16 protein-coding genes are annotated in these 14,255 nt (G+C 68.4%); 9 read left to right on the top strand and 7 right to left on the bottom strand.

The window, feature by feature from the left end; all coding sequences use genetic code 11:
* Genes tal through pgl form a run of 4 tightly spaced genes read left to right on the top strand, consistent with a single transcriptional unit; the run spans nucleotide 1 to nucleotide 4,328 of the window.
* A complete protein-coding gene (gene tal / locus AC5592_RS00445) occupies nucleotides 1-1,131 on the top strand; it encodes a transaldolase (RefSeq protein ID WP_036502528.1) in 1,131 nt (376 codons plus the stop codon).
* A 5-nt stretch (nucleotides 1,132-1,136) separates the two neighbouring features.
* Nucleotides 1,137-2,699, top strand: coding sequence for a glucose-6-phosphate dehydrogenase (zwf, locus tag AC5592_RS00440; protein WP_063063022.1), 1,563 nt, complete (start codon nucleotides 1,137-1,139; stop codon nucleotides 2,697-2,699).
* Nucleotides 2,696-3,604, top strand: coding sequence for a glucose-6-phosphate dehydrogenase assembly protein OpcA (opcA, locus tag AC5592_RS00435; protein WP_174372309.1), 909 nt, complete (start codon nucleotides 2,696-2,698; stop codon nucleotides 3,602-3,604). Before zwf ends, opcA begins: the two co-directional genes overlap by 4 nt.
* The gene (pgl, locus tag AC5592_RS00430) at nucleotides 3,597-4,328 is read left to right on the top strand and encodes a 6-phosphogluconolactonase (protein WP_036502537.1); all 732 of its coding nucleotides are present in this window, start codon (nucleotides 3,597-3,599) and stop codon (nucleotides 4,326-4,328) included. Before opcA ends, pgl begins: the two co-directional genes overlap by 8 nt.
* Nucleotides 4,329-4,345: 17 nt before the next feature.
* Here pgl and AC5592_RS00425 read toward each other — a convergent pair whose 3' ends face one another.
* Complete coding sequence (locus AC5592_RS00425; RefSeq protein WP_036502539.1) at nucleotides 4,346-4,705, bottom strand: hypothetical protein; 360 nt, start codon at nucleotides 4,703-4,705, stop codon at nucleotides 4,346-4,348.
* Between the two features lie 41 nt (nucleotides 4,706-4,746).
* Nucleotides 4,747-5,739 carry an alpha/beta fold hydrolase gene (locus tag AC5592_RS00420; protein WP_036502542.1) on the bottom strand — a complete coding sequence of 331 codons (993 nt, stop codon included), beginning with the start codon at nucleotides 5,737-5,739 and terminating at the stop codon, nucleotides 4,747-4,749.
* A gap of 54 nt (nucleotides 5,740-5,793) precedes the next feature.
* Here AC5592_RS00420 and AC5592_RS00415 point away from each other — a divergent pair, with 54 nt between their 5' ends.
* Nucleotides 5,794-6,630, top strand: a complete 837-nt coding sequence (locus AC5592_RS00415; protein ID WP_063063021.1) for an SDR family NAD(P)-dependent oxidoreductase — start codon at nucleotides 5,794-5,796, stop codon at nucleotides 6,628-6,630.
* Nucleotides 6,631-6,697: 67 nt separating this feature from the next.
* Complete coding sequence (locus AC5592_RS00410; RefSeq protein ID WP_036502547.1) at nucleotides 6,698-7,189, top strand: flavin reductase family protein; 492 nt, start codon at nucleotides 6,698-6,700, stop codon at nucleotides 7,187-7,189.
* A gap of 9 nt (nucleotides 7,190-7,198) precedes the next feature.
* On the opposite strand, the gene AC5592_RS00405 is transcribed toward AC5592_RS00410, so the two are convergent.
* On the bottom strand, nucleotides 7,199-8,059 hold the full coding sequence (locus tag AC5592_RS00405; protein ID WP_036502550.1) for a LysR family transcriptional regulator: 861 nt from the start codon (nucleotides 8,057-8,059) through the stop codon (nucleotides 7,199-7,201).
* 70 nt (nucleotides 8,060-8,129) lie between these two features.
* Between AC5592_RS00405 and AC5592_RS00400 the strand changes: the two genes are divergently transcribed.
* Nucleotides 8,130-9,293 carry a YbfB/YjiJ family MFS transporter gene (locus tag AC5592_RS00400; protein ID WP_232329133.1) on the top strand — a complete coding sequence of 388 codons (1,164 nt, stop codon included), beginning with the start codon at nucleotides 8,130-8,132 and terminating at the stop codon, nucleotides 9,291-9,293.
* Here the strand turns inward: AC5592_RS00400 and secG are convergent.
* Genes secG through AC5592_RS00380 form a run of 4 tightly spaced genes read right to left on the bottom strand, consistent with a single transcriptional unit; the run spans nucleotide 9,280 to nucleotide 12,109 of the window.
* On the bottom strand, nucleotides 9,280-9,513 hold the full coding sequence (secG, locus tag AC5592_RS00395) for a preprotein translocase subunit SecG (protein ID WP_030518417.1): 234 nt from the start codon (nucleotides 9,511-9,513) through the stop codon (nucleotides 9,280-9,282). The genes AC5592_RS00400 and secG overlap by 14 nt on opposite strands.
* Nucleotides 9,514-9,534: 21 nt before the next feature.
* Complete coding sequence (locus tag AC5592_RS00390; protein ID WP_036502553.1) at nucleotides 9,535-10,281, bottom strand: SDR family oxidoreductase; 747 nt, start codon at nucleotides 10,279-10,281, stop codon at nucleotides 9,535-9,537.
* Between the two features lie 35 nt (nucleotides 10,282-10,316).
* Nucleotides 10,317-11,501 carry an NADH:flavin oxidoreductase gene (locus AC5592_RS00385; RefSeq protein ID WP_063063020.1) on the bottom strand — a complete coding sequence of 395 codons (1,185 nt, stop codon included), beginning with the start codon at nucleotides 11,499-11,501 and terminating at the stop codon, nucleotides 10,317-10,319.
* Nucleotides 11,502-11,503: 2 nt separating this feature from the next.
* Entirely contained in the window at nucleotides 11,504-12,109 is a 606-nt protein-coding gene (locus tag AC5592_RS00380; RefSeq protein WP_063063019.1) for a TetR/AcrR family transcriptional regulator, read from the bottom strand.
* A gap of 166 nt (nucleotides 12,110-12,275) precedes the next feature.
* On the opposite strand from AC5592_RS00380, the gene AC5592_RS00375 reads away from it, so the two are divergent.
* Together AC5592_RS00375 and AC5592_RS00370 are read left to right on the top strand one after the other, a co-directional pair.
* Nucleotides 12,276-13,415, top strand: a complete 1,140-nt coding sequence (locus tag AC5592_RS00375; protein WP_063063018.1) for an LLM class flavin-dependent oxidoreductase — start codon at nucleotides 12,276-12,278, stop codon at nucleotides 13,413-13,415.
* Between the two features lie 65 nt (nucleotides 13,416-13,480).
* Nucleotides 13,481-14,161 carry an FMN reductase gene (locus AC5592_RS00370; RefSeq protein ID WP_036502562.1) on the top strand — a complete coding sequence of 227 codons (681 nt, stop codon included), beginning with the start codon at nucleotides 13,481-13,483 and terminating at the stop codon, nucleotides 14,159-14,161.
* Nucleotides 14,162-14,255 lie beyond the last annotated feature (94 nt).

Below are 14,255 nucleotides of genomic sequence, written 5' to 3'. Positions count from 1 at the left end.
ATGGCACAGAACGAGAATCTCGCCGCACTGTCTCGAGCAGGCGTGTCGGTGTGGCTCGACGATCTGTCACGCAACCGGATCCGCTCGGGCAATCTCGCCGAACTCGTCGCCACCCGCAGCGTCGTCGGCGTGACCACCAACCCGACCATCTTCCAGGCCGCGCTGAGCGAGGGCCACGCCTACGACGACCAGGTCAAGGAACTGGCCGCCCAGGGCGCCGATGCCGACGCCGCCATCCGCACGATCACCACCGACGACGTTCGCTCGGCCTGCGACGTGCTGGCCGAGGTCTTCGAATCGACCGGCGGCGTGGACGGCCGGATCTCGATCGAGGTGGACCCCCGGCTGGCGTTCGACACCGACAAGACCGTCGCGCAGGCGGTCGAGCTGTGGAAGATCGTCGACCGGCCGAATCTGTTCATCAAGATTCCGGCCACCGAGGAGGGCCTGCCCGCGATCACGCGCGTGATCGCCGAAGGGATCAGCGTCAACGTCACGCTGATCTTCTCGGTGCAGCGCTACCTCAGCGTGATGGGCGCCTATCTGGACGGCCTGCGCAAGGCACGCATCGCCGGCCACGACCTGGCCCGCATCCATTCGGTCGCGTCGTTCTTCGTCTCCCGCGTGGACACCGAGATCGACAAGCGGCTCGAGCAGATCGGTTCCGACGAGGCGCTGGCGTTGCGCGGTAAGGCCGGAATCGCCAACGCCCGCCTGGCCTACGCCGCCTACCAGGACGTGTTCGACGGGGGTAACCACACCTCGACGTACTCGCACCTGGCCTCCTCCGGCGGTAACCGGCAGCGGCCGCTGTGGGCGTCCACGGGTGTGAAGAACCCGGACTACCCCGACACCATGTACATCACCGAACTGGTGGCGCCGAATACGGTCAACACGCTGCCGGAGAAGACCCTCGAGGCGTTCGCCGACCACGGCGAGCTGCGTGGGGACACGGTGTCGGGCACGGCAGCCGACGCGCAGGGCGTGTTCGACGCGCTGACCGGGGTGGGAATCGACCTCGACGACGTGTTCGCCGTCCTCGAGCGCGAAGGTGTCGAGAAGTTCGAGAAGTCGTGGGACGAGCTGCTCACCGCGACGACCGCCGAGTTGAAGAGCACCGGAAGCAACTGACCGCGATGGCCGGCCAGAAGATGACGGCCGCCCCGGGGAATCCGCTGCGCGAGGAGCGCGACAAGCGGCTTCCCCGGATCGCCGGCCCGTGCAGCATGGTGATCTTCGGGGTGACAGGTGACCTGTCACGCAAGAAACTGATGCCGGCCATCTACGACCTCGCGAACCGGGGGCTGCTGCCACCCGGTTTCGCGCTGGTCGGGTTCGCCCGGCGCGACTACGCCGACGAGGATTTCGCTCAGGTCGTCCTCCAGGCGGTCAAGGAGCACGCCCGCACCCCGTTCCGGCAGGAGGTGTGGGATCAGCTGTCGGAAGGTATCCGCTTCGTGCAGGGCACCTTCGACGACGACGCCGCCTTCGGCACGCTCGCGCAGACGCTGAAGAAGCTCGACGCCGAACGCGGCACCGGCGGCAACCACGCCTTCTACCTGTCGATTCCGCCGAACGCGTTCCCGGTTGTGCTGGAACAGCTTTCGCGGACGGGGTTGGCGAAGGCCTCGGAGGCGGCACCGGGCAAACCGCAGTCGTGGCGGCGGGTGGTGATCGAGAAGCCCTTCGGGCACGACCTGAAGAGCGCCCAGGAACTCAATGCCCTGGTCAACCGGGTGTTCCCCGAGGAGACGGTCTTCCGTATCGACCACTACCTCGGCAAGGAGACGGTGCAGAATCTGCTGGCGCTGCGGTTCGCGAACGAACTGTTCGAACCGATCTGGAACGCCAACTTCGTCGACCACGTGCAGATCACGATGGCCGAGGACATCGGATTGGGCGGGCGCGCAGGCTATTACGACGGCATCGGCGCCGCCCGCGACGTGATCCAGAACCATCTGCTGCAGCTGCTGGCGCTGACGGCGATGGAGGATCCGGTCAACTTCCAGCCGCGGCAGCTGCAGATCGAGAAGATCAAGGTGCTCTCGGCGACGAAACTGGTCGAACCGCTGGAGGAGACCACCGCGCGCGGTCAGTACGCGGCCGGCTGGCAGGGCAGCGAACGCGTGGTGGGCCTGCTCGAGGAGGAGGGTTTCGATCCGCATTCGCGCACCGAGACCTACGCCGCGATCACACTGAACGTCGACACCCGCCGCTGGGCGGGCGTGCCGTTCTATCTGCGCACCGGAAAACGCCTGGGGCGCAGGGTCACCGAGATCGCGGTCATGTTCAAGCGGGCCCCGCATCTGCCCTTCGATCAGACCATGACCGAGGAGCTGGGCCAGAACGCGCTCGTCATCCGGGTGCAGCCGGACGAGGGCATCACCATGCGGTTCGGGTCGAAGGTGCCCGGATCCAGCATGGAAGTCCGCGACGTCAACATGGATTTCAGCTACGGCGAATCGTTCACCGAATCCTCGCCCGAGGCCTACGAGCGGCTCATCCTGGATGTGCTGCTGGGCGAGCCGTCGCTGTTCCCGGTCAACGAGGAGGTCGAATTGGCGTGGCGCATCCTCGATCCCGTGCTCGATCACTGGGCCGAGGGCGGTAAGCCCGAGTCCTACGAGGCCGGCACCTGGGGTCCGGCCTCGGCCGACGAGATGCTCGCCCGCACCGGGCGCGAATGGCGGCGGCCATGATCGTGGACATGCCCGACACCAGTACCCGCGACGTGACCAAACGCCTGGTCAGCCTGCGGGAGTCCAACGGCGTGATCGCCATGGGCCGGGTGCTGACGCTGGTGGTGTGCACCCTGGATTCCTCGGAGGCCGAAGACGCCATCGACGCCGCCAACGACGCCAGCCGCGAACATCCCTGTCGCGTGATCGTGCTCGCCCGCGGCGACCGGTTCTCCGAGACCAAACTCGACGCCCAGATCCGGGTCGGCGGTGATGCCGGGGCGGCCGAGGTGATAGTGCTGCGGCTGCAGGGCGAGCTGGTCAACAACGAGAGCAGCGTCGTCATCCCGTTCCTGCTCCCGGACACTCCGGTGGTGGCGTGGTGGCCGCGGGGCGCGCCGGAGTTCCCGTCGCGGGATTCGGTGGGGCGCTTGGCCATTCGCCGCATCACCGATTCCACCTACGCTCCCGATCCGCGCGCGGCGATCACCCGGCGGCTGGATTCCTACGCCCCCGGCGACACCGATCTCGCGTGGAGCCGGATCACGTTCTGGCGGGCGCTGCTGGCCTCCGCGCTCGACGTGCCGCCGTACGAGCCGATCGAATCGGTGACCGTGTCGGGCCTGGCGGAGGAACCCGCGCTCGACATCCTGGCGGGTTGGCTGGCGGCCAAACTGGACTGCCCGATCCGCCGGCAGACCGGGGAGTTGAAGGTCGTCATGCACCGGGCGTCGATCTCGGTCGGGATCGAACGCCCGCAGACCGGGCGCACCGCGACCCTGACGCGCACCGGTGAGCCGGATCAGCGGTTCGCACTCGCCCGTCGCGAGACCAAGGACTGCCTGGCGGAGGAACTGCGGCGGCTGGACGCCGACGAGGTCTACGCCGAGGCACTGGCCGGAATCGGGAAGGTGATCTATGAGTAAGCCGGACATCGAGGTCTTCGCCGGGCACGATGAACTGGTGACGGCGGCAGCCGTGCGGTTCGTGCAAGTGGTCACCAGGGCGCAGAGCGAACGTGGGTCGGCGTCGGTGGTTCTCACCGGGGGCGGCACCGGCATCGACCTGCTGAAGAAGGTCCGCCAGGCGCCCGGGGCCATCGATTTCGCGCGCCTGGACGTGTTCTGGGGCGACGAGCGGTTCGTCCCCGCGGGCGATGCCGAGCGCAACGAGTTGCAGGCGCGCGAGGCGTTGCTGGATCACGTGCCGGTCGACCCGGCGCGGGTGCATCCGGTCGCGACCTCCGACGGGGAGTATCCGGATCCGGTCGAGGCCGCCGCGGAGTACTCGGCGGCGGTGCACGCGCATCTGGCCGAGCACGGCGCATTCGATCTGCATCTGCTCGGCATGGGTGGCGACGCGCATGTCAACTCGCTGTTCCCGCATTCCGCGGCCGTGGCGGAGGAGCACGAACTCGTTCTCGCCGTGACCGATTCACCGAAGCCGCCGCCGGTGCGCGTCACCCTGACCCTGCCCGCGGTCGCCCGCGCCCGGCATGTGGTCCTGGTGGTCGGCGGCGAGGGCAAGGCCGATGCGGTGGCCCGAGCGGTGGCCGGCGCGTCCGCGCTGGAGATCCCGGCGGCCGGGGCGCACGGCAGTGAAACCACCACCTGGATGCTGGACGAGGCCGCGGCCGCGAAACTGCCCTGAGCTGGGCACTATCCCGGCTAGTCGTCGTCCGTCTGCGCCCACGCGGCGACGGGCAGGCTCAGATACACACCGACGAGGTGGCCCGCGGGCAGGATGCGGGCCACCTCGTCGCGGATGTGGGCCGCACGGCGGTCGCGATCGGCGGCGCGGTCCTCGAACCACTTCGACTGCACTTCGATCAGCACATCGATGTCGAACCGGTCGGCCGGCTCGGCGGATCGGCAGCGCACCAGGACGTCACCGGGTTGCAGGCAGCCGTCGTAGGGTTCCGCCGCACACGCCACCGCCACGGAGACGATATGCGGCAGTTCCTCGACGAGCCGGCGCTTCGACTCGTCGGACACACGGGGCGAGCAGGTGACATCGATGAGGGGCACGCGGCCAGCATGCCAGACCGCATCGTCGACGGGCGTGCCCGTTACCGCAGCGCGGAATCGCGCTCCGGGTCGCTCGCGACGAGGTCGGAGAGGTGACGCAGGAGGAAGTCGTTCACCGCGCCGGTCCGCTCGAGTTGAACGAGATGTCCTGCGCCCGGGACCTTTTCGACCGTGCGCAGATCCGGTACGTGCGCGCGCAGCACCGCCAGCGGGTCGCGGCCGCTGAAACCTTCCATATCCGGGTCGTTCTCGCCGTAGAGGAAGCAGGTCGGCACCGTCACCGTCGTGGGCAGGCCTTCGGTCAGTTCCCAGTTGCGGTCCAGCGCCCGGTACCAGGTCAGCCCGCCGGTGAAGCCGGTTCGTTCGAATTCGGCTGCGAGGGTGTCGAATTCGGATTCCGGCAACCACGACCAAGGCAGTGCGGGCGCCTGCGGCAGTGCGTCGAGGTAACCGATGCCGGGCGGATTCTTCCACGTGTCGAGGTAGTGGAACTCGCCACTGAGCGCGTAGTACACGCGGGCCAGGAATTCGCGTGGGCGCGCAGCCAGTTCGGCGTCGGCGACACCGGGCTCCTGGAAATACGACAGGTGCAGGAAATGGCGCTGCGCGGCGCGCGTCCAGAACTCCGACGGCGCCTTCGGTGGCCGGGGCGCGTACGGATTGTTCAGCACCATGATCGCCTCGACCCGATCCGGCGCCCGCAATGCCAGCTCCCACACCAGCTGGGCGCCGAAGTCCAGGCCGACGAAAACCGCTCGCTCGGAACCGATCTCGTCGAGCAGCCCGAGCAGATCGCCGATCACGGCCCGGTTCGTGGTCTCCTCCACCCCGCCGGGCGCCTCGGTGCGGCCGTACCCACGCAGATCCGGGGCGATGGCGTGATATCCGGCCGCCGCCAGCGCCGACAACTGCCGATGCCATACGTACCAGCCGTGCGGAAATCCGTGACAGAAGATCACCGGATACCCGCGGCCCTCTTCGGCGATATGCAGCCGAATCCCGTTGGTCTCCACGAACCGATGTGTCGGCCCCACTGCGCCTCCCAGGTACTAGAACACGTTCTCGTTTCACGGTAGTGTCCCGGAGTCGTGAACGGAATACTGACCGATCGAGTCGCCGTCGTCACCGGCGCGAGCCGCGGCATCGGCAAGGGCATCGCGCTGGAGCTGGGCGCGGCCGGCGCCACGGTGTACGTGACCGGGCGCTCCGAACGCCCCGGGCAGCTGCCGGGCACCGTGGCCGCGACCGCCGGCGAGATCGACGAGCTCGGCGGGCGCGGGGTGCCGTTCGTCTGCGACCACCGCGACGACGAGGCGGTCGCCCGACTGTTCGAGACCGTGCGCGCCGACCACGGTCGGTTGGATGTGCTGGTCAACAATGTCTACAACTCCCCCGCCTCGGCGCGCTGGCTCGGCAAACCGTTCTGGGAGGTGCCGCCGAAGGCGTGGGACGAGGGCTTCGACATCGGCGTGCGCTCCCATTACGCTGCCGCCCATTTCGCGGCGCCGCTGCTCATCGAATCGGGCGGGCTGATCGTCGACATCTCCTCGCCGGGCGCCGAACATTTCACCCACAACGTCGTCTACGGCGTGGGCAAGGCCGCCGTCGACCGGTTGACCGCGGATATGGCGCACGATCTGGCCGGCACCGAGGTCACGGTGGTGTCGCTGTGGCCGGGCATCGTGAATACCGAACTGCTGCAACTCGTTCCGGCCGATGCACAGGGACGACGGCTGATCACACTGCCCGGTGAGGGCACCTTCGATCTGAACGAGGCCGAGACTCCGCATTTCGCCGGGCGCGCGGTGGTCGCGCTCGCGGCGGATCCGGGCCGTCGTCCGCGCACGGGCCGAGCGTGGCGGGTGGCCGATCTGGCCGAAGCCTACGGGTTCACCGATATCGACGGTCGCGTGCCGCGCACGTGAGGGCCGCCGTTGTCCTAGCCTGAGGCGGCGGGCCGCATCGCGCGGCGCCGGCGGTGAAGGAGGGTGGATGGACGCGATCGCGAATTTCGACGCGTTGGTAGCAGCGGCGGACGCTCCGATCTATGTGGTGACAGTGGCGACCGAGTCCGAGCGCGCCGGGTGTGTAGTCGGCTTCGCATCCCAGGTCGGCATCGAACCACGCCGATTCCTGGTGTGCGTTTCCGAGCTCAACCACACCTACCGGGTGGTGGCCGCCGCCACCCATGTCGCAGTTCATCTCATCGATTCCGGGTCGCGAGCGCTGGCCCAGCTCTTCGGCGCGGAAACCGGCGATGATATCGACAAGTTCACCTGGTGCCGGTGGCATCACGGACCCGATGGAGTGGTGGTGCTCGACGAGGCAGCGGCCTGGTTCTCCGGACGTATCCTCGAGCGCCACGATTTCGGCGACCACGTGGGTCTGCTGCTGGAACCGCTCGGCGGCCCGAAGCCGCCGGCGGGCACCACCGGACTGCGCTACAGCGACCTCGCCGATCTCACCCCCGGCCACCCCGCCTGAGACGGTCCGCTAACCGCTCGAGGCCCCCTGGCCGCTCAGGGCGATATCGAGGAAGCTCCGCACCGACCTGCCCGGCGCGGGACGGGTTCGCCAGGCCAGCCGCAGGGCCGAGGGCGGGGCATCGGGGACGTCGAGGTAGGCCACGCCGGGATGCGGCGCCCGGGTGCGCGCCAATTCGGGAACGGCCCCGATGCCCCGGTCGGCGGCGATCAGTTCGATCCATTCGTCGAAATTCGTGCAGGTGACGATCTCGCGCCCGGATTCGGCCGCGGGCCAACTGGTTTCGTCGGTGGTGCCGGAGACGGTGTTGACCACCAGCGGATGGGCGGCCAGATCCTGCCATCGCAGCGCCGACGCCTTCGCCAGCGGCGAGCGGGTGGAGACCGCCGCCACCCGCCGCTCGGTGCCGATGATCCGCCCGGTCATGGCGGATGGAAGCCGAATCTCCTTGCGATACAGGGCGATATCGATACGTCCCGCCGCGACGGCGGCCACCGGATCGTCGATGCGATGGATGCCGACCCGCCCGCCGCGCGCCTCGAAACGGGTGCGGACATCGGTGAACCAGTCGTCGGGCAGCAGCCAGGAGAAACCCACCGACACCCGGGCCCGCAGCCGCAGATCGGCGGTCACGGCATCGACGTCGGCGACGATCCGGGTCGCGGCGGCCAGCAGATACTCCCCCTCCGCGGTGAGGGCGAAGCGCCGCGCGCTGCGCTCGACCAGCCGGCAGTCCAGAATCCGTTCGGCCTGCTGCACCGTGCGGGTCAGCGACGGCTGCGTGGTGTGCAGCCGGGCCGCGGCGCGGGTGTAGTTGGCTTCCTCGCACAGCACCAGGAACGCGCGCAGATGCCGCAATTCCAGGTCCATACGCTCAGCGTATACATCGTGCACAGGAAGCATTTCACCGGAACGCGACGGATCCGTAGCGTGGATCGACGTGACCATCACACTTGCTCGCCAGGCATCCCTCGCGCCCGCCCTGCGCGCCTCGGCCGGTTTGGCCGCCGCCATGGGCATCGGGCGCTTCGTCTACACGCCGCTGCTTCCGGTGATGATCGACGCCGGACGCTTCGGCGCACACACCGGCGCGATCGTGGCCGCCGCGAACTACGCCGGTTACCTGCTGGGCGCGGTCGTCCTGGCACGCTTTCCGGAATACAACGGCGGCAAGGCTTTCCGGATCTCGGCTGCCGCGCTGGTGACGAGTGAAGCGGCCATGGCTGTTCCGGCCCCCGCGATACTGCCGATCATCCTGCGGACGGTGGCCGGTGTCGCGAGCGCGGTACTGTTCATCGGCTGCGCGCAGATCGCCGCGCGCCACGAAAACCGAAGGCGCGCAGCCGGTATCGCCTTCGCCGGAGTGGGTACGGGAATCGCGGCAACCGGTGCGCTGGTGCTGATCGCGCAATCGGTGCTGTCGTGGCAGGCGCTGTGGCTCGCCGCGGCCGCACTGACCGCCCTCCTGCTGTGGCCTGCGCTGCGGTTGGAGGTCGTCGCCGGCAGCCGTACCGGTGCGGCCACGGTGCGATCGAGACGCTCCTGGCGGCTGCTGCAGACGACCTATTTCCTGGAGGGTCTGGGCTATATCGTCCTGGGCACGTTCCTGGTCGCCGCGGTCGGCGCCACCGGACATCGGACGGCCGGCACCGCGATCTGGATCGTGGTGGGAGTCGCGGCCGCCCCGGCGACGGTGGTGTGGGGTCTGCTCGCCCGGCGGGCGACTCCGGTGATCGCGCTGGTGGCCGCGCTCGTGCTGCAATGTCTGTCCGCGCTGTTGCCGACGCTGTCGGCGGGTGTCTGGCCGGCGGTGGTGTCGGCCGCGCTGTTCGGCGCGACCTTCATGGGGATCACCCTGCTCGCCCTCGAGATCGGCGACGATCTGGCCGGGCCGGGTGCGGCGGCGACCTTGACCGCCGGATACGGACTCGGCCAGATGCTCGGTCCACTGGTGGTGGCGCCGGTGCTCGGCGACAGCTACGGCGCCGCGTTCACGATCGCGACGCTGATCCTGGCCGTGGCAGCCGGGACAGCGATCGCGATCGGATCGGGCCGGCGCCGCGACCCTGCGGCCGCAGCGCCCACGCCGATCAGGCGAACTTGATCTCGAAGCCGATGCCGAGAATGGCGATGAACCAGATCAGGCCCACGAAGATGGTGATGCGGTCGAGGTTCTTCTCGACGACCGTGGATCCGGACAGGCTCGACTGCACACCGCCACCGAACAGGCTGGACAAGCCTCCACCCTTCGCGCGGTGCAGCAACACCAGCAACACCAGCAACACGCTGGTGATGACCAGGAGGATATCCAGGAACATTTGCATGCCGACAGTTTATGCGGATGCTCAGCCCACCACCGAACCGGCCGTCATCCCGCCGTCGACGACGAATTCCGCACCGGTGCAATAGCTGGATTCGGTGCTCGCCAGAAAAACCACCAGATCCGACACCTCGGCGGGCAGGCCGAGCCGCGCCCGCACATTCTCGCCGCGATCGACGGCGATCTCCTCGGTGACTCCGATCATCGGCGTGAGGATGCCGCCGGGATGCACCGAGTTGACCCGCACGCCCTCGGGCGCGAGTTCCAGCGCGGCCGACTTGGTCAGTCCCCGCACCCCGAACTTCGAGGCGGTATAGGCGTGCATACCGCCCACGCCCTGGATACCGGCCGCGGAGGAAATATTGATCACCGCGGCCGGCCGGGCGGCCACCAAGGCGTCGCGCGCGGCGCTCAATCCCAGGAAGGGACCGGTCAGATTGATATCGATGACCCGCTGCCACTGCTTCTCGGTGTAGGTGCCCAGCGGGCCGCCGTCGAGGACGCCCGCATTGTTCACCAGCACGTTCAACAGGCCGAATCGTTCGACGGTGGCGGCGACGGCGGCCTGCCAGTCGGCGGACTCGGTGACGTCGAGGTGCACGTAGGCGGCCTGCTCACCCAGTTCCGCGGCCAGCGCCCGCCCAGCGTCGTCGGCGATGTCACCGAGCATCACCCGCGCACCCTCGGCGACGAAGGCCCGCGCGTGCGAGGCGCCCATGCCGGAAGCGCCGCCGCTGATGAGGGCGACTCGGCCCGTCAAACGTCCACTCATGAATTCGTCTCTCTCTTCTCTCTCGCCGATCCGGATCAGTGGGTGGGAATGGGTGGGCCGTCCAGCCGCAGCACGCATCGGGTCCCGGTGTAGATGCTGGGCATGCATTCGTTGCAGTGGATGCAGGCCGAGCGGGTGTCGGCATCGGACCGGATGCGCTGCAACAGATCCGGCTCGCGCAGCAGGGCGCGTCCCATCGCCATGAATTCGAAGCCTTCGCGCCGCGCCCGCCGCATATCGTCGATATCGGTGATCCCGCCCAGCAGCACCAGCGGCATCGACAGCTCGCGGCGGAATTGGCGGGCCCGTTCGAGCAGATACGTGCCGTGATACGGATATTCGCGCAGGAAGGCCTTGCCGACGAGCCTGAAGCCCAGCCGGGTCGGGCCGGGCAGCGTCTTGGCGAACGCCTGCCGTGGCGCATCGCCGTGGAACAGCAGCATGGGGTTGAGCAGCGAACTGCCCGCGGTCAGTTCGAGGGCGTCGAGTCCGCCGTCGGATTCCAGCCAGGACGCCACCTGGAGCGATTCGGCCAGCGAAAAACCGCCGCGCACACCGTCTTCCATATTCAGCTTGGCCAGAATCGCCAGCCGGCCGCCGACGGCTTCGCGCACCGCGAGGGCGATCTCGCGGGCCATCCGGGCGCGATGCTCCAAGGGCCCGCCGTAGGCGTCCTTGCGGCGGTTCAGCAGCGGGCTGAGGAACGAGCTGACCAGATAGTTGTGACCGAAATGCAGTTCTACGGCATCGAATCCGGCTTCCTCGGCCAGCAATACCGCCCGCACGTGCGCGGCGACGAGATCCTGGATGTCGGCCACCGATGGCGACTGCATCATCTTCATGCTGAGCGGCGACCACAGCCGCGTCGGTGCCAGCGCCGGTGCCCGGTTGGAGGCGGCGTTGGCCACCGGTCCCGCGTGGCCGATCTGCGCGCTGACCTTGGCGCCTTCGGCATGGATGGCGTCGGTGAGCCGCCGCAGACCTGGTAGCGCTTCGGGGCGCATCCAGATCTGGTGACGATCGGTGCGTCCGCCCGGCGCGACGGCACAGTAGGCGATGGTGTTCATCCCGACGCCGCCGGCCGCGATCTCCCGATGGAACTCGATCAGTTCGTCGGTGACCAGCGCATCGGGTGTGCGGCCCTCGAAGGTGGCGGCCTTGATCACCCGGTTGCGCAGGGTGATCGGGCCCAGGTCGACGGGTTCGAAAATATCGTTCACTACTACTCCTGTACGGCGGTGTGCGAAGCGGTGGAGGCGGGCACGGGCGGCGGCGCGCTCAACCCGGCGATGACGAATTCGCGCAGCGTCGCCACCGAGGACGGCGCTATGTCGTAGTCCTCGGTGCTGCCGAAGCGCATGATGATCAGGTCGAAGGCCAGTTGCCAGCGGCGGCGTGCCTCGCCGGAGGTCAGCTCGGGCAGCAGTTGCGACCACGACTCCATCCGGAACCACTGGTGCTGCCAGGACATCGGCCGCCGGCGCAGGATCAATCCGGCCAGCAGCCGCAGATGCAACCGGCCCATCGGGTCGGCGGCGAGGTCGACGAACGGCGCGAGCACCGCATCGATCACCGCCGGGACGGAGCTGGGTTCGGTGGCCGTGGCCGCCGCCAGCCCCTCGGCCCACAGCGGTCCGAGCCGATCCTCGATCAGGGCGGCGATCAGCGTCTCCTTGGAGCCGAAGTGGTAGTGCACCGCGGCCGGGTTGGCGCCCGCGGCCACGCAGATCGCCCGCACCGAGACGTCCTCGTAGCGCTCGGTCAGCAGTAACCGCTCCGCGGCCGCCAGCAGTTTGGCCCGGGTACCCGCCGCCACCTTCTCGCCCATGCGGTTAGTGAACCACGACACAGGACAGGTTTCAATCATTGATTGAATCAGTGAGACAAAGTGCTGCGCAACGGCGGTTTTTCCGATAGTGGACATGTCAAGGAATACTGGGGCAGCCGCCCTCGTTCAGGTGATTGAACTTTTGATCAGACTCCAGGAGGCGGCCATGCAGTTCGGCATCTTCACCGTCGGCGACGTCACCGTCGATCCGACCACCGGAATCGCGCCCACCGAGGGCGAACGCATCGACGCGATGATGCGCCTGGCCCTGAAGGCCGAGGAGGTCGGGCTGGACGTGTTCGCCACCGGTGAGCACCACAATCCCCCGTTCGTGCCGTCCTCGCCGACCACCATGCTCGGCTGGGTCGCCGCGCGCACCGAAAAGCTGCAGTTGTCGACCTCGACCACCCTCATCACCACCAACGACCCGGTGAAGATCGCCGAGGACTACGCGATGCTGCAGCATCTGTCGGGCGGCCGGGTCGATCTGATGATGGGCCGCGGCAACACCGGCCCGGTCTACCCGTGGTTCGGCAAGGACATCCGCAAGGGCGTCGAGCTCGCGATCGAGAACTATCACCTGCTGCGCCGGCTGTGGCGCGAACCGGTGGTCGACTGGCAGGGTCAGTTCCGCACGCCGCTGCAGGGATTCACCGCCACTCCCGCACCGCTGGACGGCACGCCGCCGTTCGTGTGGCACGGCTCGATCCGGTCGCCGGAGATCGCCGAGCAGGCCGCCTATTACGGCGACGGCTTCTTCCACAACAACATCTTCTGGAACAAGGAACACACCCAGGAGATGGTGCAGCTGTACCGGCAGCGGTTCGAGCACTACGGTCACGGCTCGGCCGACCAGGCGATCGTCGGCCTGGGCGGGCAGGTCTTCATGGCCGAGACGGAGGCGGCGGCCAAGAAGTTCTTCCGGCCGTACTTCGACAACGCGCCCGTCTACGGGCACGGTCCGTCGCTGGAGGACTTCACCGAGATGACGCCCCTGACCGTCGGTACTCCCGAGCAGGTCATCGAGCGCACCCTCGGCTTCGCCGACTACGCCGGCGACTACCAGCGCCAGCTGTTCCTGATCGACCACGCCGGCCTGCCGATCGACGTCGCACTGGAACAGGTCGAAATCCTCGGCCGCGAGGTGGTGCCGGTGCTGCGCAAGGAATTCGAATTGCGCCGTCCCGCACACGTTCCCAGTGATCCGCCGACCCACGCGTCGCTGGTGGCCGCCGGTCCGGAGGCGCCGCACCACTTGGTCGAGCCGGCGCGCGAGCGGCTGCTGGCCGCCGCCGAGCAGGCCTGATTCATCCCGCAGTAATCAACCGACCGCCGTACTCATCCACCGCATCGAACGAGGGACGAAAACCCATGTCGCATACCGTTGTCGTACTCACCGCCGGGTTGTCCCAGCCGTCGAGCACCCGTCTGCTCGCCGATCAGCTCGCCGATGCGGTGACCTCGGCCGTCGGCGCCCGCGGTGAGGCCGTCGACATCGAGGTCATCGAATTGCGCGATCTGGCAAGCGATCTCGCCGCCACGATGGTGTCCGGCGGTCTGCCGACCCCCGCGGTGGCGGCAGCGCGGGAGAAGGTCTCCGCCGCGGACGGTCTCATCGCCGTCACCCCGGTGTTCGCCGCGAGCTACTCCGGGTTGTTCAAGATGTTCATCGACGTGCTCGACACCGACGCGCTCAACGCCATGCCGGTGCTCGTCGCCGCCACGGCCGGAACCGCGCGGCACGCGCTGGTGCTCGAGCATGCGATGCGGCCGCTGTTCACCTATCTGCGCGCCGTCGTCGTTCCGACCGGCGTGTTCGCCGCGACCGAGGATTTCGGTTCGGCCGGACTCGGCGAGCGGATCCACCGCGCCGCGGCCGAATTCGCCACCCTCGTGGTCGCGGTGCCGACCGGTGTGGACGGCTTCCTCCCGGAACCGACCCGGGCCCGGCAGTCGGGCAACCATGTCGGCGAGGTGACGCCGTTCGCGAAGCTGCTCGCTGGCCACACGGGGCATACCCAACATCCCCATCGCCCGGCCGAACAGCGGTAGGACACCCCCGGCCGACGATCGGTTCGCCCGCTTTAGCAGGCGAGGGAAACATCTCGGCAGATTCACTGCTGCCGCCCGCGCACCGGATTCGGTG

This window comes from Nocardia violaceofusca NBRC 14427 (genome assembly GCF_963869435.1).
Classification (GTDB): domain Bacteria; phylum Actinomycetota; class Actinomycetes; order Mycobacteriales; family Mycobacteriaceae; genus Nocardia; species Nocardia aobensis.
This window is presented reverse-complemented; position numbering and strand designations above follow the sequence as displayed.